This window comes from Sphingopyxis sp., assembly GCF_040216815.1.
In the GTDB taxonomy this organism is placed as follows: Bacteria; Pseudomonadota; Alphaproteobacteria; order Sphingomonadales; family Sphingomonadaceae; genus Sphingopyxis.
Genome location: NZ_JAVJOJ010000003.1, coordinates 93916 through 117999, shown reverse-complemented (window position 1 = coordinate 117999; position 24084 = coordinate 93916). Strand labels below are relative to the sequence as shown.

Below are 24084 nucleotides of genomic sequence, written 5' to 3'. Positions count from 1 at the left end.
CCCCCGCCAATAGCAGCTTGGCGTTAATAGGGCTTAAACCTTGTAGGAGCCTGTTTTAGCGCCCATCGGGCCGCCGCGCGAGGCGCAGCCAGAGCAGGATCTGGAACAATGCGAGCAGGGGCAGGATCGCGAACATGGGCGGGGCAAGGCCGAACAGGAGCGCGGGCGCCAGCATGATCCACGCCTGATCGGCGTCGGGAAGCAGCCAGTGGAACCGCCGCCGCTCGCCGCCGTCCTCGTACAGCGCGCGCGCGAGCAGGATCGTCACAGCGAGGCAAGGCGCCAGCGCGGCTTCGGCAAAGGGCGGCGCTGCGCGCTGTGGTGCGCCGAGCGCCAGAATCCACGGGAAAAGCGCGAGCAGGGCGAGTGCGAACCCACGGATGATCGCACGAACCCGGTCGCGCGCCGCGCTTTCGGCGCGAAAGGACGACAGGAAGCGCATCGCCGCCAGCCCGAGCCCGCCGAAAATTGCCGCCAGCGCGCCCGCCGCCGCAAGCCCGCTCGCCGTCAGCGCCGCGACACCCAGCCACAGCGCCGCGGTGACATAGGGCAGATAGCGGGCGATGTTCGGCGACTTGACCAGCCACGGTCCCGCCAGGCGTACCAGCGGCATCATGATCGCCGACCGTCCCAGTCCCATGCCGCCATATTCGACCTGTTGCAGACTCGATTGCTCGATGAGCGCCGCGGTGGGGCGATCCGCGACGATCGCGATCTCGCCCTGCTCGAACAGCGCGGGTTCGCAATACAGCCGTCGCGCGCCCGATTGCACGGCAAGCCGCAGCAACGTCAGCATCATGTCCCACTCGCCCGGCATCGCGGCCAGTTCAGCGACCATCGGCTGCGAAATCGAGGCGAGGCCGCCCCAGCGCCGCGTCGCGTCGATCCGCTCGAACCCCTGCGTCAACACAGTGTCGCCCGTAACCAGTATCGCGGGCGAACCGGGCCGCGCGATCGCGGCATAGTGGGTGCCGCCGGCGCGCAGGCCATCGGCGACCAGGATGACGCGGTCGTCGGGTTCGACCAGTCCGATAAGGTCGGGCGCCGCGCGCACCGGCGTCACCGTCATCCCGCGCCGACGGATGCGATCGCACACGGCGGTCAGTTCGGCGGGAACCGCCGCGACCGCAACGGCGATGTGCGTCACGCCGACATCGGCAAGGCGCGCCGCCTGCCGCTCGATCAGCGTTTCGCCCGCGACGGCGACAAGCGCGCGCAGCCCCCCTTCGGGCAGGGTTTCGCTGGCCCCGACCAGCGCGATCAGCGCCATTTGCATCCCCCAGGCAGGCAAATCGTCATCGAAAAAAGCTTTAGGGTCGATCGGGCGATTGGCAAGCCGCCACCTTTCGAACCCGTCTTCGCAGGGGCACAAATCCGAAGGGTGAACAGCGCCTTCTCGTTGCCACTGCACAGCGCAAAAAATCTGCACAAAACCGACCGAATCGCTGGCCTTTACCGCGTCCATCCGCTAATCCCAAATCATCTCCCGATAAGCAGAAAAAAGGCCGGGTCTTGACCGAAGAAAATACGCCTATGCAACCGTTCGACGACGGCGTTTCGCCGATCAATATCGTCGACGAGATGAAGACGTCTTACCTCGATTACGCGATGAGCGTGATCGTCAGCCGCGCGCTTCCCGACGTGCGCGACGGCCTGAAGCCCGTCCACCGCCGCATTCTTTACGCCGCGCAGGAAGGCGGCTTCGTTCCGGGGCGTCCGTACAAGAAATCGGCGAAGATCGTCGGCGACGTCATGGGTAATTACCACCCGCATGGCGACAGCGCGATTTACGACGCGCTCGCCCGCATGACGCAGGATTGGTCGCTGCGCGTCCCGCTGATCGACGGTCAGGGCAATTTCGGTTCGATGGACCCTGATCCGCCGGCGTCGATGCGCTATACCGAGGCGCGGCTTGCAAAGACCGCGATGGTGCTGCTGAGCGATCTCGACAAGGATACGGTCGACTTTCAGCCCAATTATGACGCCAGCCGCGACGAGCCCACGGTGCTCCCGGCGCGCTTCCCCAACCTGCTTGTCAACGGCGCGGGCGGGATCGCGGTCGGCATGGCGACCAACATACCGCCGCATAATCTGGGCGAAGTCGTCGACGCGACGCTCGCGATGATCGACCGCCAGCTCGAAGGCGGGCCGCCGCTCAGCCTCGAAGAATTGATGGCCATCATCCCCGGCCCCGACTTTCCCACCGGCGCCATGATGCTCGGCCAGGGCGGCGCGCGGAACGCCTATGCCACCGGCCGCGGCTCGATCATGATGCGCTCGACGCATATCATCGAGGAAGGAAAGAATGACCGGCAATCTATTGTTCTGACATCGATTCCTTTTCAGGTTGGCAAATCGGGCCTGGTCGAGAAGATCGCCGAAGCCGCGCGCGACAAGCGCATCGAGGGCGTCGCCGACATCCGCGACGAATCGAACCGTGAAGGCGTGCGCGTCGTCATCGAGCTGAAGCGCGACGCGACCGCCGAAGTCGTGCTCAACCAGCTATGGCGCCACACGCCCGCGCAGTCGAGTTTCCCGGCGAACATGCTCGCGATCCGCGGCGGCCGCCCCGAAATGCTGGGGCTGCACGACATTCTGGCTGCCTTCATCGCCTTTCGCGAAGAGGTCATCACGCGCCGCTGCAAGTTCGAGTTGGCGAAAGCGCGCGACCGGGCGCACATCTTGCTCGGCCTAGTCGTCGCGGTCAGCAACCTCGACGAAGTCGTCCGCATCATTCGCGGCTCGCCCTCGCCCGCCGCGGCGCGCGAAGCCTTACTCGCGCGCGAATGGCCGATCGGCGAAATCGCACCCTATATCCGCCTCGTCGAAGCGATCGAGGGCGAGATGGAGGACAGCGCCACCTATCGCCTCTCCGAAATTCAGGTGAAGGCGATCCTCGATCTCCGCCTCCACCGGCTGACCGCGCTCGGCCGCGACGAAATCGGCAAGGAACTCGGTGAGTTGGCGACCGAGATTGAAGAGCTTCTTTCGATCCTCGCCGACCGGGTCAAGCTCTATGGCGTGATGCGCGAGGAACTCGTCCAGGTACGCGACGAATTTGCCACGCCGCGCAAAACGCTCGTCGCCCCCGCCGCCGACGGCATTGACGACGAGGATCTGATCGAGCGCGAAGAGATGGTCGTCACGGTCACGATGGACGGCTATATCAAGCGCACGCCGCTCGACACTTTCCGCGCCCAGCGCCGCGGCGGCAAGGGCCGCGCCGGCATGGCGACGAAGGACGAGGATGTCGTGACCGAGCTGTTCGTCACCTCGACGCACACGCCGGTACTCTTCTTCTCGACCGCGGGCAAAGTCTATCGCCTGAAGGTGTGGCGCCTGCCCGAAGGCGGGCCCGCGACGCGCGGCCGCCCGATGATCAACCTGCTCCCGCTCGCGCAGGGCGAAACCATCTCGACCGTGCTCCCGCTGCCCGAGGACGAGGGCGAGTGGGGCAAGCTGCATGTCATGTTCGCGACCGCGAAGGGCAGCGTGCGCCGCAACAGCATGGACGCCTTTACCAATGTGCCCTCGAACGGCAAGATCGCGATGAAGTTCGAGGGCGAGGATAAGGACGACCGGCTGATCGGCGTCGCCTTGCTCGAGGAAAGCGACGATGTTCTGCTCGCGACGCGGCAGGGCAAGGCGATCCGCTTCGCCGGCGACGATGTCCGCGAGTTCCAGAGCCGCAATTCGACCGGCGTAAGGGGGATGCGGCTTGCCGACGGCGATGAGGTCATTTCGCTGTCGATTCTTCACCGTGTCGGCACGAGCAGCGAGGAGCGCGAGGCCTATCTTCGCGCCGCACCGTGGAAGGACAATGAGAATGAACCGGCGCTGGACAGCGCGCGCATGGCCGAGCTTGCCGCGCGCGAACAGTTCATCCTCACCATCTGTGCGAACGGCTATGGCAAGCTGTCGTCGGCCTATGAATATCGCCGCACCGGCCGCGGCGGCCAGGGGATCACCAACATCGACAATATCGGCCGCAACGGCCCCGTCGTCGCGAGCTTCCCGGCAACGCAGGCGCATCAACTGATGCTCGTCACCGACCAGGCGAAGCTCATCCGCATGGGGCTCGACAGCTTGCGCATCATCGGTCGCGGCAGCGCGGGCGTGCGCCTGTTCGACGTCGCCAATGACGAGCATGTCGTCTCGGCCGCGCTGATCGACGAGGGCGAGGAAGACGGCGGCGAGGACGCCGAAACCGACGCCCCCGCCGCGGAAGCGCCGACCGAATGACGAGGCCCGCGACGGCCTTCAAGGTGCTGACCGCACAGCAATGGGCCGATTTCGAGCGCGAGCGCGTGTTCCGCGGCGCGCCGGTCGACATCGAGGATGGCTATATCCACCTCTCGACCGCGGCGCAGCTCGATGCGACGATCGCCAAATATTTTGCCGGCGAGGCGGACCTGATCATCGCCGAGGTCGATCTGGCGCGCCTCGGCGGCAGCGTCCGCTGGGAAGCGGCGCGCGGCGGCGATCTCTTCCCGCATATCTATGCCGAACTACCGATCGAGGCGGTGGTAAGCATAAGGCAGCGCAGCAACGGCGCGGAATAAGGGGTCCGGTCGCGGCGCCTAACGTCGCCGTGCCTTCCACGCGCGCACCGCGGCCATCGTCTTTTCGACATGCGCCTGCGGCTTGCTGTCGGTGTAGCTGAGCAGGATCGTGCCGTTGGGCGCGATGACATAGGAAGTACGGTTCGACAGCATCGTCCCGTCGGGACGCTGCATCGTCGAATCATATTTGGCCGCAACCTTGGCGCCCGGATCGGCGGCGACCGCGAACTTGTCGCGGCATTCGGATCGCGAAAACTCCGCCACGCGCTCGATATTACCGGCCGTCACACCGATGACGCGCGCGCCCAGTCGGTTGAAATCGTCGCTCGCCTCGGCGAACAGATGCGCCTCGATCGTGCAGCCGGGGGTGAAGGCGGCGGGGAAGAAATAGAGCACGACCGGCCCCCTCTTCAGCGCCTGTTTGAGCGACAGACTGAACGGTTTTCCGCCCTGCGCGGCGTTCAATGTGAAATCGGGCGCCTGCGCGCCTTGCTGGAGCGCCGCGATGCCGGTCGCGGGAAGCGCCGTCAGCGACAGGCCCAGCCCGGCGGCCAGCGCAAATTTTGCCAGATAGGTCATTTGAGCGGCCTCCTTTTCCAACGGCAGGACAATCCTGCTCCGGCGCCTACTCTACGCTGAAATTTGCAGACCGCAATCAAACCCATGGCCGACCGGCCGGCACCGCGCCGCGCCGCGCGAGCCTGTGGCCCGTGCGGCGCGGCATCGGCCGATACGCGGCGCGCGGTCAGCAGCGGCGACCGCCGCGATCGATCTCGCGCCCGATCAGCGCACCGGCGGCGGCGCCGATGATCGTGCCGGGTGCGCGATCGCCATAACGGTCGACCTCGCGGCCCAGCAGCGCCCCGGCGGCCCCGCCGACGATCATGCCGGTCGTCCCGCTGCCGCGGCGGCAATAATAGCGGCGGTCGCGATAGTAGTTCCGCCGATAATCGCGCCGCGCGTCGCGGCGATAATCGCGTCGGTAATCGCGATAGTCGCGGTCATAGCCGCCATCATAATAGCCATGGCGGTGATGCCGGTCGCGCGCCTCGGCGTCGGTCGGCAGTGCCGCGATCGCGCTGGCACCGATCAGCGCCGTCAGCGCCAGTTTCTTGAGCTGGAACATCTCGCTTCTCCATCTTGTTCGCTGATGCCCCGTCTAGGACAGCAAAGATGGCGCCCCGCTGAACTGCTACCTCCCCGTATTCCGCAAAGCCTCGCTTCGACCAGCTTTCCGGGCGCCTTGCCTCAACTGCCTCGCTGGCTCAGCAGGCCGAACAGCGCTTCGCCGAAACTCCGGTGCCATCCTTGATCGAATATCGCGACTTCGACGCATTGCTCGACAAAGAGGAGCGGCGCCACGAACAGCCAGACCGGATGTATTGCGCCAAATTGTCGACGGTCGCGTATCGCCGCGACTGCGATGGGCGTATAGGCGACCACCAGCGCCAGGCTGATCTCGGGTTCGGGAATCAGGGGCAGCAAATGGCGCAGGCGAAAAAATGCCGGCCACAGCAGATGGATGGTTGCCAACATCATCAGCCGCTTGTGCCAATCGGGTCGCCGTCGCAGGGCGAGGCCCCCCAGCACGATGAAAAAGTAAAACCCCAGCCCGGTCAGCGTTCCCGCAATCGCCGATGTCGCGACGCTCCCCAAAAAGGGCAAGTCTCGTGCGGCAGCCCAGACGGATGTGGCCACCCCGCTTGCCCAGATTGTGGCAGCAATCGGGATCGCGCATCCACCCAGCCGCCGATGCAGCGGGCTTCGCCCGCACACAACCAAGCTCGTTTGGGCAATGAACAGCAAAACCCAGCCCAGTGCCGCCGCACCGTGCAAATGCACATACCAGGGCGCCGAAAATGTGCCCCGCGCCATGGGAAGGCCATAGGTTACGCCAAACCCGCACAGGACGATGAGGAGGCCGATTATCCCGAAGCCGAGATAAAAGCTCTTTCCCCGGTCTGCAGCCCAGCGCTTTTCCACTTCGCCCCCTGCCCCTCGATACCAATTTGCCCGGCGCAGGCAAGACACATGGATTGACCCGCCTACCCCGCCCCAGCCGTCCCCTTCGAAGGGGCGTCCGCCTCGCGCGCCAGCGTGCTCACCACGCCCCGGGCGATCAGCGCCTGTCCGCCGAAATAGAGCGGCCAGACCAGCCACAACGTCACATCCTTTGACAGCGTGCCGCCTTCGCTCGCAAAGATGAACAGATCGCTCGCGAGGAACAGCATCGCGCCGATCCCGGTGCGGTATCGCGGGAAACGGCTGGTCCAGGCCGCCGCCGCCATCGCCGCGACGATCGCGGTATAACCGATCGCCGCCATCGCCAGATCGGGCGCTGCGCCGCGCGACAAGGCCCACACGATGATCAGCGCCAGCGGCACGGTCAGCCAGCCCAGCGCGCGCTGCGATGCCGACAGGCGGGCGCGCCGATGGCGCAGATAGAGGATGATCGCCACCGCATGACCGACAGCAAAGGCCGCCGCACCCTGCAACATGCCGACGGCGTCGAGCAGCCAGTCGCCCAGCGCCCCGCACGCCATCACTGCCGCGATCATCCGCCCATCGAGAGTGCGCGCGTTGACCACCGCCCATGCCGCGAGCAGCGCAACCCCCGACGCTTTCCACATGTGAACCGCCGCGCCGTCCCAGCGCAGCACCACCGCGAAGAAATAGCTTGTCCCTCCAGCCAGCGCCGCCAGGCATAACCAGTGCGCCCGCTCCCATTCCCTTCTCGCCGCCATCAACCTCCGCCCCTTTGCATCTTCGCCCCAACCGGACTAGTGCGCAGCCCACCCCAAGCAAGTCAACGGACACGGTAAATGCGTTACGATATTCATATCATCGGCGGCGGCCTGGCAGGGTCCGAAGCGGCGTGGCAGCTTGCCGAAGCGGGTTTTCGCGTCCGCCTGTCCGAAATGCGCGGAGGCGGCGACATGACCCCGGCGCATCAGGGCGACACGCTCGCCGAGATGGTTTGCTCGAACAGTTTTCGCAGCGACGATGGCGACAGCAATGCCGTCGGCCTGCTCCACCGCGAAATGCGCGCGCTTGGCTCGATCATCATGCGCGAGGCCGATGCGACCAAGGTGCCCGCGGGTTCGGCGCTCGCGGTCGACCGCGACCTCTTTTCGGGCGGAGTGACGAAGGCGCTGTCGGACCATCCGAACGTCATCATCGTGCGCGAACGTATCGACACGCTGCCGGCCGAAGGACTCACCATCGTCGCGACCGGCCCGCTCACCGCCGCCAGCCTTGCGGAAAACATTGGCGCCGCGACGGGCAAGGATGCGCTCGCCTTTTTCGACGCGATCGCGCCGATCGTCTATCGCGACAGCATCGACATGGACATCGCGTGGATGGCTAGCCGCTGGGACAAGGTCGGTCCGATCGGCGACGGCAAGGATTATATCAACTGCCCGATGGACAAGGAGCAATATCACGCCTTTGTCCAGGGGCTGATCGACGGCGAAAAGACCGATTTCAAGGAGTGGGAAAAGGACACGCCCTATTTCGAGGGCTGCATGCCGATCGAGGTGATGGCCGAACGCGGGGTCGAAACGCTGCGCTTCGGCCCGATGAAGGGCGTCGGGCTCGACAATCCGCGGACCGGGCGCTGGCCCTATGCGGTCGTCCAGCTGCGCCAGGACAATGCGCTCGGCACGCTCTGGAACATGGTAGGTTTCCAGACCAAGCTGAAGCATGGCGCGCAGGTCGAGCTGTTCCGCACCATTCCGGGGCTCGAGAAGGCCGAGTTCGCGCGGCTCGGCGGGCTGCATCGCAACAGCTTCATCCGCTCGCCCGAACTGCTCGACAGCCAGCTTCGTTTGAAATCGGCGCCGCATATCCGCTTCGCTGGACAGATCACCGGCTGCGAAGGCTATGTCGAAAGCGCCGCGATCGGCCTGGTCGCCGCGCGCTTCGCCGCCGCCGAACTCGCGGGCCGCACCCTGCCGCCGCCGCCGCCCGAAACCGCGCTGGGGGCACTGCTCGGCCATATCACCGGCGGCGCCGATGCGTCATCCTATCAGCCGATGAACGTCAATTTCGGGCTGTTCCCGCCGCTCGCCGACGAGGTGCGCAAGAAGGACCGCAAGCTGGGCTATACTCAGCGCGCGGGCAAGGCGCTCGCCGAGTGGATGAAGATGGCCGAGGGTATTGCTGCCTAAAACCCGCTCGGCTGGGGTTATGATGTCAAAACGGCAGTTTTGGAGTGGCGAGCGGACTTCTTCAATTCCGTCATCCCGGCGAACGCCGGGATCTCGCCGGTGCAGCAAACCGACAGGGTGAGATCCCGGCCTTCGCCGGGATGACAAAGGAGGAGATGTCGTATTCCGGTCGCTTCCCGCCCTGCCCATCTTCCCGTTCGTGTCGAGCGAAGTCGAGACACCCATCGACCTTGCGCCTCTCCCCATGGGCATCTCGACTTCGCTCGATGCGAACGGGTATTGCAAGTCACACGGCGGCCACGCATCGTTCCCGACACGCCGCCGCCGTTACTCCCTCAGCAGCTACACTTCGGCTTCGCCGTCCGCTTCGGCGCGGTCGTCGCAAATTCAGCGCGCGTCAGATCGCCCGATTTGTCGGCATCGGCCCCCGCAAAGCGCTCGCCCGTCGCGGCCGCCCATTCCTCGAAGGTCAGCAGATTATTGCCGTCCTTGTCGAGTTTGCGGAACGCCGCGCTGCGCGTCGCCATCATCTCGATGCGGCTGATCCGTTCGTTGCGATCGCGGTCGTAACGGTTGAAGCGCCGTTCCTCGCGCGAGGCCTCTTTTGCGGCGGGCAGGTCGGGCGGCGGAGGCCCGTGCCTGGGCGCATTCGCTCCGGCAACCGGGATGGCGGGCAGCGCGGGTGGCGGATCGGGCAGCACCCTATCCTCGGCAAGCTGGCTGTGCCCCTGCCACAAAAAGACTCCGCCGGTCAGCAGCAGCGCACTCGCCATGCCGCCGATCAGAAACCGCGAAACCGCCATCCGCCCCTCCGCTCCGACCGGCGGAACAGCTATCATGGGCCGCGCCGCGGCGCCACGCGATGCGACCATATTGGCGACAAATTTCGGAAGCGAGCGCTTTTTAATCGCTAAATCTGTTAAAAATCGCCCGACAAATTGCTATATCCGATCAATGCAAAATTATCTCCCTTCACTGAAACAGATGCAATATCTCGTCGCGCTGCACGAGCACGGCCATTTCGGGCGCGCAGCCGACGCCTGCAACGTCACCCAGTCCACCCTCTCCGCCGGTATCCGCGAGCTGGAGACGCTGCTCGGCCAAACGCTCGTCGAGCGCACGCGCCGCGTCGTGCGCTTCACCGCGCTCGGCAACAAGATCGTCGACAAGGCGCACCGCGTGCTGCGCGAGGCCGAGGAGCTCGCCGACATGGCGGCGGCGGCGGCGGCGCCGCTCGTCGGCGAACTGCGCATGAGCGTCATCCCGACGATCGCGCCCTTCCTCCTTCCCGGCCTGCTTCCGCGGCTGCGCAAGGAGCGTCCCTCGCTCAAGCTTTTCCTGCGCGAAGAGCCGAGCGCGCAGGCGTGCGAGTCGCTCCACCACGGCACCGTCGACTGCGTGCTGCTCGCGCTTCCTTATGCGTGCGGCGATGTCGAGGCGGAGAATCTGTTCGACGATGCGCTGTTCGTCGCCTTCCCCGGCGACCAGTCCGAAAACCTCCCGGCAACAGTCAGCGCCGATCAGATCGATCCGGCGCAGATGCTGATGCTCGAGGATGGCCATTGCCTGAAGGATCACGCGCTCGCGGCGTGCAACCGGCCCGAACTGCGTGCCGGCGCGCGGATGATGGGCACGTCGCTCCACACGCTCGTCCAGATGGTCGACAATGGACTTGGCATTACCATGCTGCCGCAGATGGCGATCGAGGCCGGCATTCTCGACCACACCGACATCGATACGCGCCCGCTCGATTCGGAGCACGACTGGCGCACGATCGCGCTCGTGTGGCGCAAAGGCAGCCCGCGCGCCGAAGAGTTCCGCATGTTGGCCGACATTTTTCGGCAGCATAGGGCGGGATGACGCCGGGAATGCCGATTGACTAGGCCGTCAACGCAGCATCGCGCAGCCCGCGCCAGACGCGCAGCGCCTGCCGGTTTTCGGCGATGTCGTGGACACGCAGCAATTGCGCGCCTTGCCCCGCAGCCTGATAGTGCAGCGCCACCGTACCGCCGAGCCGCTGATCCGCCGCCGCTTCGTTATCGAGCGCCCCGATCATCCGCTTGCGGCTCGCGCCGAACAGGATCGGGCAACCGAGCGTGTGGAGCAGCGCCAGCCCGTTCACCAGCGCCAGATTGTCGCCGACGCCCTTGCCGAAGCCGATCCCCGGATCGACGATGATCTTTGCGCGGTCGATCCCCGCCACCTCGCACGCCGCGACGCGCTCCGCGAGCATGTCGTAAACGTCGAGCAGGACGTGCGCATAGCTGCCGCCCTCGTGGGGGTCGCTTTTGGCCGAGGGCGCGTGCATCAGTACGACCGGACAGCCTGCGCGAACGACGACCTCCATCGCGCGGTCGTCGTAACGCAGCGCCGAAATATCGTTGACGATCCGGGCCCCCGCGGCAAGCGCAGCCTCCATCACCGCCGCCTTGCGCGTGTCGATCGACACCGCGACGCCGCCCTTTGCCAGCGCCGATACGACGCTTTCGACGCGTTGAATCTCGTCGCCCTCCCACAGCAGGGGTGCGCCGGGCCGCGTCGATTCACCGCCCACGTCGATAATCGCCGCCCCGGCACTGGCCAGGGCAAAGCCCGCATCTATCGCCGCCGCGGCATCGACATGCTTGCCGCCGTCCGAAAAACTGTCGGGCGTGACGTTCAAAATACCCATTAGCTGCGGCTCGCCCAGCCGGATCGTCCGTTCGCCGAGATGGAACGCCCCGCGCGGACGCGCGATCCCCGCGCGCTGCGCCGTAGCCGCTTCGCCCAGCCGATCCGGCATCGCCGCGATCCACGCGTCGAGGTCGGGCACCGGCACGATCGCCGATTGGACCCTATCGCCCTCGCGCACGCTGACATGCCACGCCGCGAACCAGACCATCGTGTCGGCGATCCGCAGGCAGACGTCGTCCAGCTCGTGCGGGCGGTCGACGAAAGAGGTCGGACGGAGATAGACTTGCGCGGTCGAGGAGGCGCTCCCGAGGTCGGGTTTGGTTAGCGGTTGAAACATCGTTTACCCTTCTCGTCGTCCCCGCGAAGGCGGAGGCCGCTGGCAATCTTGCACGATCCCGATAGCGGTCTCCGCCTTCGCGGAGACGACGATTCATTCGCGCATGTTACGCCTCGTTCGCCAGCAACCAATCCTGGCGCACCGCGTCGATCACGCGCAATTCCTCGCCATTGTCGACGTGCCAGAAGGTCCAGCCGTTGCAGCTCGGCGCGCCTTGCACCCCCGCGCCGACCTTGTGGATCGACCCGGGCGCCTGTCCCTCGCAATCGAGGCTGCCGTCGACGCGTACCTTTGCCTTCCAGCGGCGCTTGGCGTCGGTGAGCACCGTTCCCGGCGCAATCATCCCGCATTCGACGAGCGTGCCGAAGGCCACGCGCGTTGCGGCCTTGGGCGCCATCATCGTCTTGACCGCGCTTTCGTCGAGCGGCAGCGCCATCTCGATACGCTCTTTCGCCGCAGCGATATAATCATCCTCGCGCTCGATACCGATATAATGGCGCCCCAGCCGCTTCGCGACCGCGCCCGTCGTGCCGGTGCCGAAAAAGGGATCGAGGATCACATCGCCGGGGTTCGAACAGGCCAGCAGAATGCGATAGAGCAAAGCCTCGGGCTTCTGCGTCGGGTGGACCTTGTGCCCGCCCTTTTTGAGCCGCTCCTGCCCGCCGCAGATCGGGATCAGCCAGTCGGAGCGCATCTGAAGCTCGTCGTTGAGCGTCTTCATCGCGCGATAGTTGAAGGTGTAGCGCGCCTTTTCCCCCATCGACGCCCAGATCAAAGTCTCATGCGCGTTGGTGAAGCGCGTTCCCTTGAAATTGGGCATCGGGTTCGCTTTCCGCCACACAATGTCGTTGAGGATCCAATAGCCATTGTCCTGGAGCGCGGTGCCCACACGGAAGATATTGTGATAGCTGCCGATCACCCAGATGCTGCCGCCCGGTTTCAGGATGCGCTTTGCTTCCTTCAGCCACGCGTGGGTGAAACGGTCATAGGTGGCAAGGCTGTCGAACTTGTCCCAGTCATCGTCGACCGCATCGACCTGGCTCCCGTCGGGACGCAACAGATCGCCGCCAAGCTGGAGATTATAGGGCGGATCGGCAAAAATCATGTCGACCGAAGCCGCGGGCAGGCTCTGCATCATCTCGACGCAATCGCCCTGCAAAATGCTGTCGAGCGGCAGGCCCGCGGGGGCGATTGCCGGCGCCCGCTGCTTCGTTGCCGGCGCCTTCACCCGTTCCATCACACCCATGCGTCACCCCGTTGCTCGATCCAAAGAAGCCCCTGATGAGTCCGGCGGAGTCCGCCGTCAAGCCAAGGATTCTAGGGATTTCGGGTGTCACAATAGTTAACGCGATGGGAACGAAACGAGTCCTCCACGACATATGGAGTCTGGCGCGACTCGGAGACTCAACCACTGGTGGTGTGGCGATGAGGACTCAGTGAAGAAAAAAATCAGAAAAACCTTCTCCCCTTGCGGAAGAAGGAGTGTTGTCAGTCAAATCCCCGGATCGACCCCCGTTAGATCGACCGACCGCTCCCACAGCTCGCGCGCCAGTTTCGGATCGCGCGCCGCACGGCTCGCGCGTGCGGGTCCGGATCGCCCCGATACCTCGCCGAGCCCCTGCGGCCCCAGATAGTCGCCCCCCTGCACATGGGCGCCCGTAGCCGCTTGCAGCGTCGGCCAGGCGCCTTGTGCCGCGCTGTTGAAAAAGGGCGTGGCGAGCGGCGTCATCGCACGCAGCGGCCACGGCAGATGGCGCTGCAATTCGGTGAGCGCGACGCCGGGATGGCATCCGATCGCCTGCGTCGCGCGGCCCGCCGCGCCGAGCCGCCGGTCGAGCTCGAACATATGGAGGAGGTTCGCCAGTTTGCTCATCTGATAGCGCGCCCAATTATGATAGCTGCGCGACGCCGACAGGTCGCTGTAATCCATCTCGCCGCTCTTGTGCGCGATGCTGCCGGTTATCACGATACGATCGTCGACATGGCCGTGCACCAGCCCGGTAAAAGCGAATGTGCCGAGATGATTGACGCCGAATTGCAGCTCATAGCCCTGCTTCGTCAGCATCCGCGGCGGAACCATAACTCCCGCATTGTTGACGAGCACATCGATCCGCGGTCCTGCACGGACCGCCGCGGCCGCCTCCTTCACTTGGTCGAGATCGGCAAGGTCGAGGGGCTGGAACGACAATCGAGCGTCGGGCACATCGGTACAGATGCGGTCCATCGCCGCCCCGGCTTTCGCCGCGTCGCGGCAAGCCACGATCACATGCGCCCCGCGCGCCGCGAGGATTTTCGACACCTCGAAACCGAGCCCCGCATTGGCGCCCGTAACAAGGAAGGTGCGGCCGTTCTGGGCCGACACGTCGTCGGCCATAAATCCGCTACTCATGCCTTTCCCCTCTCAGGCTTGCGGGCGGTCAGACCAGTTGTAATTGCGCAACGGGTGCAAAACTGGTCCGGTGGAACGGCGTGGGTCCATGCTGGCGCAGCGCCGCAAGATGCTGCGCCGTACCATAGCCCATGTTGCTCTCCCACCCAAAAGCCGGGAAATCGCGCGCTGCGGCGATCATCAGACGGTCGCGATGCTGCTTGGCAAGGATGCTCGCGGCCGAAATGCACGGATGCAGCGCATCGCCGCCGACGATCGCACGCGCGCGGTAACGCCAGCGCGGCAGCCGGTTGCCGTCGACCAGCACCTCGCCCGGCTCGAAGCCCAGCCCCTCGACCGCGCGGGTCATCGCCAGAAAGGTCGCCTGCAATATGTTAACACTGTCAATTTCGGCGACGCTAGCCTCGCCGAGCGACCAGCGGCAGCGCGCCTTGATCTCGATTTCGAGTGCGCCGCGCCGCTTCGCACTGAGTTTCTTGCTGTCGTCGAGCCCCGCGATGCCGCCCTCGCACAGCAGCACCGCCGCGGCGACTACCGGCCCCGCCAGCGGCCCGCGCCCGGCCTCGTCGACCCCGACGATCAGATCCGCCACGGCGGAAACCTGCGATATTCGCCTGCTTGATACAGGCACAAAGGGTTTCCCGCCGGATCGGTCAGCCGCGCCTCGCGCCAGCCCCATTGCTCATCCCTCGGCATCTGGTCGAACCGCACCCCGCGCCGCGCAAGATAGGCCACCCAGGCGTCGAGTGCGCCGCTTTCCAGATAGGTGGTCGCACCGCCCGCAGCCGCGCCATCTACATGGATCGAGAGGGTCATGCCGTTCGCGGCCTCGAACCGCGCATAACCATTGTCGGGGCTATCGACGATCTGCCTGAGGCCCATTTGCTTGTAAAAGGCGACCGATACCGCATAGTCGTCGGCGGACAAGGTGATCTGGTTGAGCGCGGGGCCGGTAAACAGCCCGTCGTTGCGCACATATTGCTGCCCCATCGGTCCGTGGCCGCGCCCCAGCCCCGGCGCGTCGAGCAGCGACAGCCGCACGAAATCGCGCGCGCGCGCGATTGCGGGCTCGAGCGGCATCCCCTGCGCCAGCCCGCACGCGATCGCGCTGGCGAGCGTACAGCCGGTGCCGTGACTGTGCACCGTGTCGATCCGCGGCGCATCCCAGCGCGCAACCTCGCCTTCGCCGGGTTCGAGCAGGCGGTCGGTCACAACCTCTCCCTCGCCATGTCCGCCCTTCACCAGCAGCGAACAGCCGTGCGCGAGCACCGCGTCGGTGCCGCCCAAAGCATCGAGTTCGGGGATATTGGGCGTCGCCACCATCGCGCGGCGCAGCAGCGCGCGGAACGCCTCGATCGTCGCCGCATCGGCGAGCACCGATCCGCTGGTGGCGACCATCACCGGGTCGAACACCAGCGCGGCGTCGGCAAGGTCGGGCCGCGACAATCGCTCGGCGACCGCCGCGGCGGTTTCGGCGCTGCCGATCATACCAATCTTGACAGTGTCAACACCAATGTCCCCGGCGACGCTGTCGATCTGTTCCAGCACCATGTCGGCGGGAATCGCGTGGACGCGCTGCACGCCCAGCGTATTCTGCGCGGTGATCGCGGTGATCGCGGTCATCGCGTGGCCGCCAAGCATGGTCACTGCCTTGATGTCGGCCTGAATCCCCGCTCCGCCGCCACTATCAGATCCGGCGATAATCAGGACGCGCGCTGTGGTGGGCACCTAGGCTCTAGCTCCCGGATGCCGCCGTTCGGTCGAGGCCGGAAATTTCGCCAGCGCCGCCCCTTCGCGCAGCGGCCGGTCGAGCAGGTCGCCGCCGCAATTGGGGCAACGTTCGTCGAGCTTGTCGGCGCAGTTCGCGCAAAAGGTGCACTCGAACGAGCAGATGAAGGCGCCGTGAATATCGGCGGGTAGGTCGCGTCCACAGCGTTCGCAATCGGGTCGCATTTCAAGCATATCGTGTCTCTTTCAGTCAGGAAAATTGGTCAGACGGCCGCGCGCACGGCGTCACAGATCATGTCAACGACGCGCTCGACCTCGCCCGCATCGTCGCCTTCGGCCATCACACGGATCAACGGTTCGGTGCCCGACGGGCGGATCACCAGCCGCCCGCGGCCGTTCAGCGCCGCCTCGCCTTCGGCAATCGCGGCCATCACCTGCTGGTCCTCAAGCGGCTTCCCGCCGGCGAAACGAACATTTTTCAAAAGCTGCGGAACCGGATCGAACTGGTGCAGCAATTCGCTTGCGGGTCGTTCGGTAACGACCAGCTCGGCGAGCAGGTGCAGCGCCGCCAGCGTGCCGTCGCCGGTCGTCGCATGATCCAGCAGGATCATGTGCCCCGACTGCTCGCCGCCGACATTGAAGCCGCCTTCTTTCATCCGCTCCAGCACATAGCGATCGCCGACCTTGGCGCGTTCGAGCCGCAAGCCCTGCGCCTCCAGAAAGCGCTCCAGCCCCAGGTTCGACATCACCGTCGCGACCACGCCGCCGCCCTTCAGCAGCCCCTGCCGCGCCCAGCTCGCGCCGATCAGCGCCATGATCTGATCGCCGTCGATCACCCGCCCCTTTTCGTCGACAACGATCAGCCGGTCGGCATCGCCGTCGAGCGCGATCCCGATGTCGGCGCCGCTCGCCACGACGGTCTCCTGAAGGAGCGCGGGTGCGGTTGAACCGCATTTGTCGTTGATGTTGGTCCCGTTGGGTGTCACCCCGATCGCCACCACATCGGCGCCAAGTTCCCAGAATACCGTCGGCGCACTGTTATAGGCGGCGCCGTTCGCGCAATCGAGGACGATACGCAGCCCGTCGAGCCGCACCGTTTCGGGCAGGCTCTGTTTGACGGCATGGATATAGCGGCCGCGCGCATCCTCGATCCGCTTGGCGCGGCCGATATACCCCGGATCGGCGAGCCGCGGCTCCTCGACCAGCAGCCGCTCGATCGCCGCTTCGTCGGCATCGGACAGCTTGTATCCGTCGGGGCCGAACAGCTTGATCCCGTTATCCTGATAGGGGTTGTGGCTCGCCGAAATCATCACCCCCAGATCGGCGCGCATCGACCGCGTCAGCATCGCGATCGCGGGGGTCGGCATCGGACCGACCTGTACCACGTCCATGCCGACGCTGGTAAAGCCCGCAACGAGCGCATTTTCCAGCATATATCCCGACAGGCGCGTGTCCTTGCCGATCACGACGCGATGCTTGTGATCGCCGCGCAGGAAATGCGCGCCCGCCGCCATGCCGACGCGCATCGCGACTTCGGCGGTCATCGGGGCCTTGTTGGTCAGCCCGCGAATCCCGTCGGTTCCGAAAAATTTGCGCATCTCACCTCTGCTAACCGGAGCGAAGCCCGGCAAAAGACCGGATCCGGCGCCTGTGGCCGATCCCCGCGGAGCCTTGCCCGCCCAAAAACCGGTTCCCGTTTGTTACGGGAGATGCTCTAAGTCACCCGAATTTGCTTGGCAAGCAGGCCAGAAACGCGCCGGGGAGAATTTGCTTGAAATCCGCTTGGTTCATTCTTGCCGCGCTCGTCGCCGGTATGCTTCTGGGAATGGCGGTCGAACTCGCATCGCCCGCCGCCGCGGCCGCGTCGCTGCCGTGGATCGAACCCGTCGGCTTGCTCTGGCTCAACGCGCTCAAGATGACGATCGTACCGCTTGTGGTCGCGCTGCTGATCACCGGGATCACCGCGACCGCCGACGCCGCACGCGCGGGCAGGCTGGCCTTCCGCGCGGTGATGATCTTCCTGGGCGCGATCACGCTGTCGGGGACGATGTCGCTGCTGATGACGCCGCTGCTGCTCCGCCTCTTCCCGCTCTCCACCGCCGCCGCCGAGGCGCTGCGGCGCGGGCTCGGCGGTACGGCCGAAGCGGGGCCGTCACCGACCTTTGGCGATTTCCTGCTGTCGCTCGTTCCGACCAACCCCATCGCCGCCGCCGCCGAAACCGCGATCCTGCCGCTGATCGTCTTCACCACCATCTTTGCCTTTGCGATCACCCGGCTCGATGCGCCGCAGCGCGCGACGCTGTCGGGGCTGTTCAAGGCGCTCGGCGATGCCATGCTGATCGTCATCGGCTGGGTGCTCGCACTCGCGCCGATCGGGGTGTTTGCGCTCGGTTATGCGCTCGCGGTCAAGGCCGGGGTCGCGGCGTTCGGCGGGCTCGTCCATTATGTGCTGATCCTGATGGGCATCGGCGTCTGCTGCCTCATCCTCGGCCTCCTGCTCACCTGGTTCGTCGTCGGCGTCGCGCCGCCGCGTTTCCTGCGCGCGATGGTGCCGACGCTGGCGGTGGCGATCAGCACGCAAAGCTCGCTCGCCAGCCTGCCCGCGATGCTGAAATCATCGGAAGAGCTGGGCGTCGATGCCAAAAAGGCCGACGTCGTGCTGCCGCTCGCGGTCGCGCTGTTCCGCTTTACCAGCCCGGCGATGAACCTCGCCGTCGTCGTCTATGTCGCGTGGCTCTTTGGTATCGAGCTGACGCCGTGGGAGATGGCGGTCGGCCTGGCGGTTGCGCTCGCCGCCGCGCTGTCGTCGGTCAGCCTGCCGGGGTCGATCAGCTTCGTCACCTCGATCGCGCCGATTGCGGTGTCGATGGGCGTCCCCGTCGCGCCGCTGGGGCTGCTCGTCGCGGTCGAGACCTTCCCCGACATCTTTCGCACGCTCGGCAATGTCGTCGCCGATGTAGCCGCGACCAAATATGCCGCCGACGGGGTCGAAAACGAAGTTGCAGGAGAAACGCCATGAAATATCGCAAGCTCGGCCAAGGCCTTGACGTATCGGCGATCGGCATCGGCTGCATGCCGATGATCAAGGGCGGCAATATCCTTTATGGCGCGGCCGCCGACCTGGATGAATCGACGCGCACGATCCATCGCGCCATCGACCTTGGCGTCACCTTTTTCGACACCGCGCAAATCTATGGCCCGTTCAGCAACGAGGAACTGTTGGGCGAAGCGATCCGCGGCAGGCGCGACGGCCTCGTCATCGCGACCAAATTCGGCTTCCGCTTCGAAGGCAAACAGATCACCGGGGTCGACGGATCCCCCGAAAATGCGCGCAAAAGCTGCGAAGGATCGCTCCAGCGGCTCGGTATTGACACGATCGACCTCTTCTATCAGCACCGCGTCGATCCCAATGTCCCGATCGAGGAAACGGTCGGCGGGATGATGGAGCTGGTCAAGGAAGGCAAGGTCCGCCACATCGCGCTGTCGGAAGCCGGGCCCGAAACGCTGCGTCGCGCCGCGAAGGCCGCGCCGATCACGGCGCTGCAAAGCGAATATTCGATATGGGAACGCGATGTGGAGGACGAAATCCTGCCCGTCTGCCGCGAATTCGGCATCGGCTTCGTTCCCTATTCGCCGCTCGGCCGCGGCTTTCTTGCCGGCGCGATACGCAGCCGCGACGAATTGCCCGAAACCGACTGGCGCCGTGGCGACCCGCGCTATTCGGACGAAAACCTTCCCGCCAACCTCGCGATCGTCGACGCCATCGGCACGGTGGCGGACAGGCATGGCGTATCGAAAGCGCAGGTTGCGCTCGCATGGCTTCTTGCGCAGGGCGACGACATCGTCCCCATCCCCGGCACCAAGCGCCGCGCGACCATGGAGGATAGTATAGGCGCCGCGGACGTTACGCTGCGTACAGAAGATCTGGCGGCAATCGCGGCCGCAGCTCCGAAAGGTGCCACCAGCGGTCCCCGCTACGGCGAACAGGGTATGCGGATGGTGCGGTTGTAAGGCTTCGGCCGATAACAATCAGAAGCGGGACAGGTCGGCGTCTCTACGCCCGCTCCCTCGCGTCCCCCCGCGCACTCAACGCATCGACCTTTTCCGTCAAGGCATCGATCTTGTGGTGCAGCCGCATGATCTCCAGCTCGGCGCGCAGATTGATTTCATAATCGACGCTTGCGGTCAGCCGGTCTTTCGCGGCCTGGCGGTTCTGGCTCATCATGATGATCGGCGCCTGCACGGCCGCCAGCGTCGAAAGCATCAGGTTGAGGAAGATGAAGGGATAGGGGTCGAACGCCAGGCCGAAGTGCTGGAGCACTTCCGAATTGAGCAGCATCCAGCCGAGCAATACCAGCGAAAAAACAATGATGAAGCCCCACGAACCGCCGACGGCAGCGACCCTGTCGGCCAGCCGGTCCCCACGGCTCGCCTGCGCGTCCTCGATATCGGCGGCGTCGCGGCTGCTCGGCGCCCGCGCGGCTATCGCCTCGACCACCCGCCGCTCTTCCGCATCGAGCTGGTCGAAGGTGCGTCCCAGCAACCGCAACGACAGATCGTGGAGATGCGTGACCGCGTTCATCCGGTTCCTAACCGATCCAGCGCCAGATGCCGGCGACCATATAGCCGAGCGCACCATGCGCCCAGGTCGCCGCAATCCAAAGCCCTATTCCGCCCAGCAGCGCATATGGCCGCGGGATCGCATCGGCCCAGCGCGCCTGGCCCGAAAGCTGCCGCGCATAGGGAAGGAAGCTTGTCCGCGCCGCCCAGCCGCGCCACGCTTCGCCCATCAGCCGCGCCTTTTTGACATCCTGCCCCGCCGATCCCACGAGCGCGAGGACGGCGATGGTAGCCGACAGGACGATCTGGCCCGGCGTCGGCACCACCATGACATGCGCAAGCGCCCATAGCGCAAAGCCCCACATCATCGGATGGCGCGTGATTGCGAACACGCCGCGCGGCATCGCGGCGGCATCGCGTGCCGCGTGCGGCGCGGGCAGTGCCGGATTGCCCACCAGCGATCCCACGAAAAGCACGCTCGCGACCAGCACGATCAGCGAAGCGAGCGCCCAAAGCCCGTCGCCCACCGCCCACAGCGGCGGCTCGGGCGGCATCCCGCGCCACGCCTGAACCACCAGGATGAACGTCGCGATCGCGACGATCGAATAGACGATCTGGAACCCGCGCGCGCCCAACCGGCCGGCAAGGCCCGCGCGCAGCGGATGCGACAGCAGAAGATGGGTGCCGACGAACAGAACGCAGGTCGTAATCAACAGCGACATCGGTTGCATGGCGCACACCCTTGCTAGTCAAATACCCCCTCGCATCCCCGCCCGATACGCCATCAGACGAGTCGCGATGTTTGCAGTGACAACATCATGGACAGCAAAGATAACATCGTCAACATTTGATCGTTCGATCCGATCGGTCTATTACAATCGGCACCTGTCATACCGGTACAATCGGCACCTGTCATACCCGCGAAGGCCGGGATGACGAAATGGATCGCGTCCTACCTGTCATACGCCTTCGGCAGGGCGCCTTCCTGCGGCGTTGCATAACGCTCGCGCAGGCGATCCTGCCGCGTCGTCAGCGACTGCGCCTTGCCGTCGATCCAGATCGCGGCCGGGCGGCTCCCGAGTTCGAGCGGATCATTGTCCCAGATCACGACGTCGCCAGCGCGGCCGGGACGCAGCGATCCGATGCTGCCATCCATGCCGACCGCACGCGCGGGCGCGCTGCTGATCGAGGCGAACGCCTGGTCCCACGTCAAGCCGCTCGCGCCCGGCAGGCGCGCAAGGCCCACCAGATTGCCCGCATATTGCGTCGCATAGCCCATCTTGTGCGCGTCATCGTCGTCGAACACCCCGACCGACACATCGACGCCCGCAGCCTTCAGCCGCCCCGCGTTCGATTGCGTCGCCGCGAGCCGTTCGAAACTGTCGGGCAGGTCGCTCAGCGGCGACAGGATCACCGGCACCTTGGCCGCGGCGATCTCCCGCGCGACGAGCCAGCCGTCGGTGACGCCGACGAGCACCAGCTTCAACGCCGGAAAGTCGCCCTTCAGCTTCAGCACATTGACGATGTCGGCCGCGCGGTCGACGCGGACGAAGAGCGGTGTCGTACCGTCGATCACGCGCACCAGCGCCTCGGCGTCGGCGCGCTGGAGCATCGCGTCATTGCCCCATTCGGCAAGCGCCGCGGGGTTGCGGGCATAGCTGCGCGCGGCAAGCAACTGTTCGCGGAACAGAAGGAAAGTCGCCGCGCGGCTTCCGCCCGCCTTGCTCGCCCCCGCCTCGCCGAACGCGACGAACTGCAACGCGCGCGCTTTTGTCACCATGTCCATGTCGTCGGCCAGGTCGACCACCGCGCCCTGCCCGGCGAACAAATTGCTGCTCGTCGACGGCGCGACGATCGCACGCGTCACGCCCGACGCGCGATTGACCGCGACGGGCGATCCCATCGGGTTCAACGCCGGCGCAATGTCGAGCCCCGCCGAAAAGCGCGAGCGCGCCGCCGACCGGTCGTTCGATCCGCTCACCGCGTCCACCTCGGTCAATCCGACGCGGCTGAACGCCGCGACGATGCCTGGCGTGACATAGCGGCCCTCGGCATCGACGCGCTCGACGCCGGCGGGCACCGCGACCCCTGCCCCCGCCGCAACGACCTTGCCGCCGCGCACGACGACGGTGCCGCCTTCGATCGGCGCGCTGCCGTCGCCGATGACGAGTTTCGCATTGGTGATGGCGATGTCCTGCGCCGCCGCGGGAAGCGCGATCATCGCTGCTGCCGAAAGGAGGAGCGCGCGCATCATTTCACATCTCCTTCGCCCGGCTGGCCCAGTTCGAAATCGCTCACCGGGCGCCGCCGCGGGTCCATCGCGTCGAACATCAGGGCGCCGTCGATCCACACTTTCTCGGGCCGCGTATAAGCGCTGAACGGATTGCCGTTCCACAGCACGACATCGGCCATCTTTCCGGCCTTCAAGCTTCCCGTCTGATCGGCGATCCCCAGCGCTTTTGCCGGATTGTACGACAGCCAGGTCCATGCCACCGCATCGCTGACGTCGATCCCCATGCGGCGTCCGGCGGCGCGCGCCTTCGCCGCTTCCTGATTGAGCCGCTGAATCTGGTTCGCATCGTCCGAGTGGACGATCGCGCAAGCCCCGGCGTGGTGGACCAGCGGAACATTCTCGTTCACGCTGTCATAGGCCTCCATCTTGAACCCCCACCAGTCGGCCCACATCGCCGAACAAATGCCCTCTTTCGCGAGCATGTCGGCGATCTTGTAGCTCTCGACCGCGTGGTGAAAGGTGGACACCTTGTAACCAAATTCCTTCGACATATCGATGACAAGCGCCATTTCGTCGGCGCGGTAGCAATGGTTGTGGATCAGGATTTCGCCCGTCAACACCCCGGCGAGCGTTTCCATCGCGAGGTCGCGGTCGACCGCCTTGCCGTCGTCCATCTTCTTTTTATAGGCCGCCGCCTTCGCCCAGGTCTGGCGATTGACCGCGAAATTGCCCATGCGCGTCGAGGGCATCCGTCCCTTGCCGCCATAAACGCGCTTCGGATTCTCGCCGCACGCCATTTTAAGGCCATAGGGCGCGCCGGGGAATTTCATCCCCTGCACCGTGCGCGACGGCACATTTTTGAGCGTGATCGAGCGTCCCCCCATCAGGTTCGCGCTGCCGGGCAGAATCTGGAGCGCCGTCACGCCGCCATTTGCCAGCGCGCGGCTGAATCCCGGATCCTGCGGCCAGACGCTGTGTTCGGACCAGACCTCGGGGGTCGTCGGCGACGTCGCCTCATTGCCGTCGTCGTGCGCATCGACGCTGGGCGAGGGATAGTCGCCCAGGTGGCTGTGAATATCGATGATGCCGGGCGTCAGATATTTGCCGCTGCCGTCGATCACATCGTAACCCGCCGGGATCGCGGTGTCGGCGCCGCCCACGGCCTCGACCTTGCCATCCGCGAACAGCACGACGCCATCGTCGATGCGCGTGCCCTCGCCGTCAAAGATCGTCACGCCCCGCACCGCCGTCGGCCGGCCGGGATAGGGCTTGTACGTCGACGGATAAGGATTCTTGTCGAATTTCGCCGGCCTGTCGGCGCTGGCCGCGGGCTTGCTTCCTGCCGACGCAGTTTCCTTGCCGGTCGCCGCACAGCCGACAAGCGCCAGCGACACCGCAGCCAGCAGGCTGCCCTTCACACCATGGATCATCGA

At 65.6% G+C, this 24084-nt stretch carries 23 protein-coding genes; 6 read left to right on the top strand and 17 right to left on the bottom strand.

Going from position 1 to position 24084, the window contains the following annotated elements; all coding sequences use genetic code 11:
• Window positions 1–55: 55 nt before the first annotated feature.
• Window positions 56–1270, bottom strand: coding sequence for a hypothetical protein (locus RIA72_RS03230; RefSeq protein WP_350030933.1), 1215 nt, complete (start codon window positions 1268–1270; stop codon window positions 56–58).
• 263 nt (window positions 1271–1533) lie between these two features.
• Between RIA72_RS03230 and gyrA the strand changes: the two genes are divergently transcribed.
• Together gyrA and RIA72_RS03220 are read left to right on the top strand one after the other, a co-directional pair.
• A complete protein-coding gene (gene gyrA / locus RIA72_RS03225) occupies window positions 1534–4242 on the top strand; it encodes a DNA gyrase subunit A (protein WP_350030932.1) in 2709 nt (902 codons plus the stop codon).
• The gene (locus RIA72_RS03220) at window positions 4239–4562 is read left to right on the top strand and encodes a DUF952 domain-containing protein (protein WP_350030931.1); all 324 of its coding nucleotides are present in this window, start codon (window positions 4239–4241) and stop codon (window positions 4560–4562) included. The genes gyrA and RIA72_RS03220 overlap by 4 nt, the downstream gene beginning before the upstream one ends.
• An 18-nt stretch (window positions 4563–4580) precedes the next feature.
• On the opposite strand, the gene RIA72_RS03215 is transcribed toward RIA72_RS03220, so the two are convergent.
• The 4 genes from RIA72_RS03215 to RIA72_RS03200 form a co-directional block, all read right to left on the bottom strand.
• On the bottom strand, window positions 4581–5141 hold the full coding sequence (locus tag RIA72_RS03215; RefSeq protein ID WP_350030930.1) for a peroxiredoxin: 561 nt from the start codon (window positions 5139–5141) through the stop codon (window positions 4581–4583).
• A gap of 166 nt (window positions 5142–5307) precedes the next feature.
• Window positions 5308–5688 (bottom strand): glycine zipper 2TM domain-containing protein, encoded by a 381-nt coding sequence (locus tag RIA72_RS03210; RefSeq protein ID WP_350030929.1) that lies wholly within the window; start codon window positions 5686–5688, stop codon window positions 5308–5310.
• Between the two features lie 122 nt (window positions 5689–5810).
• The gene (locus tag RIA72_RS03205; protein ID WP_350030928.1) at window positions 5811–6545 is read right to left on the bottom strand and encodes a hypothetical protein; all 735 of its coding nucleotides are present in this window, start codon (window positions 6543–6545) and stop codon (window positions 5811–5813) included.
• A 62-nt stretch (window positions 6546–6607) separates the two neighbouring features.
• Window positions 6608–7306 carry a lysoplasmalogenase gene (locus RIA72_RS03200; protein ID WP_350030927.1) on the bottom strand — a complete coding sequence of 233 codons (699 nt, stop codon included), beginning with the start codon at window positions 7304–7306 and terminating at the stop codon, window positions 6608–6610.
• 78 nt (window positions 7307–7384) lie between these two features.
• Here RIA72_RS03200 and trmFO point away from each other — a divergent pair, with 78 nt between their 5' ends.
• Window positions 7385–8731, top strand: coding sequence for a methylenetetrahydrofolate--tRNA-(uracil(54)-C(5))-methyltransferase (FADH(2)-oxidizing) TrmFO (trmFO, locus tag RIA72_RS03195; RefSeq protein ID WP_350030926.1), 1347 nt, complete (start codon window positions 7385–7387; stop codon window positions 8729–8731).
• Window positions 8732–9066: 335 nt separating this feature from the next.
• Here trmFO and RIA72_RS03190 read toward each other — a convergent pair whose 3' ends face one another.
• Window positions 9067–9534 (bottom strand): EF-hand domain-containing protein, encoded by a 468-nt coding sequence (locus RIA72_RS03190; RefSeq protein WP_350030925.1) that lies wholly within the window; start codon window positions 9532–9534, stop codon window positions 9067–9069.
• Window positions 9535–9685: 151 nt separating this feature from the next.
• On the opposite strand from RIA72_RS03190, the gene RIA72_RS03185 reads away from it, so the two are divergent.
• A complete protein-coding gene (locus tag RIA72_RS03185; RefSeq protein ID WP_350030924.1) occupies window positions 9686–10591 on the top strand; it encodes a hydrogen peroxide-inducible genes activator in 906 nt (301 codons plus the stop codon).
• Window positions 10592–10610: 19 nt separating this feature from the next.
• Here the strand turns inward: RIA72_RS03185 and folP are convergent, their stop codons facing one another.
• The 7 genes from folP to glmM form a co-directional block, all read right to left on the bottom strand.
• Window positions 10611–11741, bottom strand: a complete 1131-nt coding sequence (gene folP / locus RIA72_RS03180) for a dihydropteroate synthase (protein WP_350030923.1) — start codon at window positions 11739–11741, stop codon at window positions 10611–10613.
• A gap of 106 nt (window positions 11742–11847) precedes the next feature.
• Window positions 11848–12987 (bottom strand): site-specific DNA-methyltransferase, encoded by a 1140-nt coding sequence (locus tag RIA72_RS03175; RefSeq protein ID WP_350030922.1) that lies wholly within the window; start codon window positions 12985–12987, stop codon window positions 11848–11850.
• A 246-nt stretch (window positions 12988–13233) separates the two neighbouring features.
• Window positions 13234–14130 (bottom strand): oxidoreductase, encoded by an 897-nt coding sequence (locus tag RIA72_RS03170; protein ID WP_350030921.1) that lies wholly within the window; start codon window positions 14128–14130, stop codon window positions 13234–13236.
• Between the two features lie 28 nt (window positions 14131–14158).
• Window positions 14159–14713, bottom strand: coding sequence for a ribonuclease HII (gene rnhB / locus RIA72_RS03165; RefSeq protein ID WP_502957931.1), 555 nt, complete (start codon window positions 14711–14713; stop codon window positions 14159–14161).
• A complete protein-coding gene (thiD, locus tag RIA72_RS03160) occupies window positions 14710–15858 on the bottom strand; it encodes a bifunctional hydroxymethylpyrimidine kinase/phosphomethylpyrimidine kinase (RefSeq protein WP_350030919.1) in 1149 nt (382 codons plus the stop codon). Before thiD ends, rnhB begins: the two co-directional genes overlap by 4 nt.
• Window positions 15859–16092, bottom strand: a complete 234-nt coding sequence (locus tag RIA72_RS03155) for a DUF1272 domain-containing protein (RefSeq protein WP_350030918.1) — start codon at window positions 16090–16092, stop codon at window positions 15859–15861.
• A gap of 29 nt (window positions 16093–16121) precedes the next feature.
• On the bottom strand, window positions 16122–17456 hold the full coding sequence (gene glmM / locus RIA72_RS03150; RefSeq protein WP_350030917.1) for a phosphoglucosamine mutase: 1335 nt from the start codon (window positions 17454–17456) through the stop codon (window positions 16122–16124).
• Between the two features lie 173 nt (window positions 17457–17629).
• Here glmM and RIA72_RS03145 point away from each other — a divergent pair, with 173 nt between their 5' ends.
• A complete protein-coding gene (locus RIA72_RS03145; protein WP_350030916.1) occupies window positions 17630–18877 on the top strand; it encodes a dicarboxylate/amino acid:cation symporter in 1248 nt (415 codons plus the stop codon).
• Window positions 18874–19869: an aldo/keto reductase gene (locus tag RIA72_RS03140; RefSeq protein ID WP_350030915.1), complete on the top strand. Its 996-nt coding sequence runs from the start codon at window positions 18874–18876 to the stop codon at window positions 19867–19869. Before RIA72_RS03145 ends, RIA72_RS03140 begins: the two co-directional genes overlap by 4 nt.
• A gap of 43 nt (window positions 19870–19912) precedes the next feature.
• Here the strand turns inward: RIA72_RS03140 and RIA72_RS03135 are convergent, their stop codons facing one another.
• From RIA72_RS03135 to RIA72_RS03120, 4 genes are all read right to left on the bottom strand, one after another.
• The gene (locus tag RIA72_RS03135) at window positions 19913–20440 is read right to left on the bottom strand and encodes a DUF1003 domain-containing protein (RefSeq protein ID WP_350030914.1); all 528 of its coding nucleotides are present in this window, start codon (window positions 20438–20440) and stop codon (window positions 19913–19915) included.
• Window positions 20441–20447: 7 nt separating this feature from the next.
• Window positions 20448–21149 (bottom strand): NnrU family protein, encoded by a 702-nt coding sequence (locus tag RIA72_RS03130; protein WP_350030913.1) that lies wholly within the window; start codon window positions 21147–21149, stop codon window positions 20448–20450.
• A gap of 221 nt (window positions 21150–21370) precedes the next feature.
• Window positions 21371–22672, bottom strand: coding sequence for an amidohydrolase family protein (locus RIA72_RS03125; protein ID WP_350030912.1), 1302 nt, complete (start codon window positions 22670–22672; stop codon window positions 21371–21373).
• A complete protein-coding gene (locus tag RIA72_RS03120) occupies window positions 22669–24081 on the bottom strand; it encodes an amidohydrolase (protein WP_350030911.1) in 1413 nt (470 codons plus the stop codon). Before RIA72_RS03120 ends, RIA72_RS03125 begins: the two co-directional genes overlap by 4 nt.
• Window positions 24082–24084: the final 3 nt, after the last annotated feature.

Coding starts and splice junctions, on each gene's coding strand:
- RIA72_RS03230 (WP_350030933.1), bottom strand. CDS start 1,270: ATGGCGCTGATCGCGCTGGTCGGGGCCAGCGAAACCCTGCCCGAAGGG.
- gyrA (WP_350030932.1), top strand. CDS start 1,534: ATGCAACCGTTCGACGACGGCGTTTCGCCGATCAATATCGTCGACGAG.
- RIA72_RS03220 (WP_350030931.1), top strand. CDS start 4,239: ATGACGAGGCCCGCGACGGCCTTCAAGGTGCTGACCGCACAGCAATGG.
- RIA72_RS03215 (WP_350030930.1), bottom strand. CDS start 5,141: ATGACCTATCTGGCAAAATTTGCGCTGGCCGCCGGGCTGGGCCTGTCG.
- RIA72_RS03210 (WP_350030929.1), bottom strand. CDS start 5,688: ATGTTCCAGCTCAAGAAACTGGCGCTGACGGCGCTGATCGGTGCCAGC.
- RIA72_RS03200 (WP_350030927.1), bottom strand. CDS start 7,306: ATGGCGGCGAGAAGGGAATGGGAGCGGGCGCACTGGTTATGCCTGGCG.
- trmFO (WP_350030926.1), top strand. CDS start 7,385: ATGCGTTACGATATTCATATCATCGGCGGCGGCCTGGCAGGGTCCGAA.
- RIA72_RS03190 (WP_350030925.1), bottom strand. CDS start 9,534: ATGGCGGTTTCGCGGTTTCTGATCGGCGGCATGGCGAGTGCGCTGCTG.
- RIA72_RS03185 (WP_350030924.1), top strand. CDS start 9,686: ATGCAAAATTATCTCCCTTCACTGAAACAGATGCAATATCTCGTCGCG.
- folP (WP_350030923.1), bottom strand. CDS start 11,741: ATGTTTCAACCGCTAACCAAACCCGACCTCGGGAGCGCCTCCTCGACC.
- RIA72_RS03175 (WP_350030922.1), bottom strand. CDS start 12,987: ATGGGTGTGATGGAACGGGTGAAGGCGCCGGCAACGAAGCAGCGGGCG.
- RIA72_RS03170 (WP_350030921.1), bottom strand. CDS start 14,130: ATGAGTAGCGGATTTATGGCCGACGACGTGTCGGCCCAGAACGGCCGC.
- RIA72_RS03155 (WP_350030918.1), bottom strand. CDS start 16,092: ATGCTTGAAATGCGACCCGATTGCGAACGCTGTGGACGCGACCTACCC.
- glmM (WP_350030917.1), bottom strand. CDS start 17,456: ATGCGCAAATTTTTCGGAACCGACGGGATTCGCGGGCTGACCAACAAG.
- RIA72_RS03140 (WP_350030915.1), top strand. CDS start 18,874: ATGAAATATCGCAAGCTCGGCCAAGGCCTTGACGTATCGGCGATCGGC.
- RIA72_RS03135 (WP_350030914.1), bottom strand. CDS start 20,440: ATGAACGCGGTCACGCATCTCCACGATCTGTCGTTGCGGTTGCTGGGA.
- RIA72_RS03130 (WP_350030913.1), bottom strand. CDS start 21,149: ATGCAACCGATGTCGCTGTTGATTACGACCTGCGTTCTGTTCGTCGGC.
- RIA72_RS03125 (WP_350030912.1), bottom strand. CDS start 22,672: ATGATGCGCGCGCTCCTCCTTTCGGCAGCAGCGATGATCGCGCTTCCC.
- RIA72_RS03120 (WP_350030911.1), bottom strand. CDS start 24,081: ATGATCCATGGTGTGAAGGGCAGCCTGCTGGCTGCGGTGTCGCTGGCG.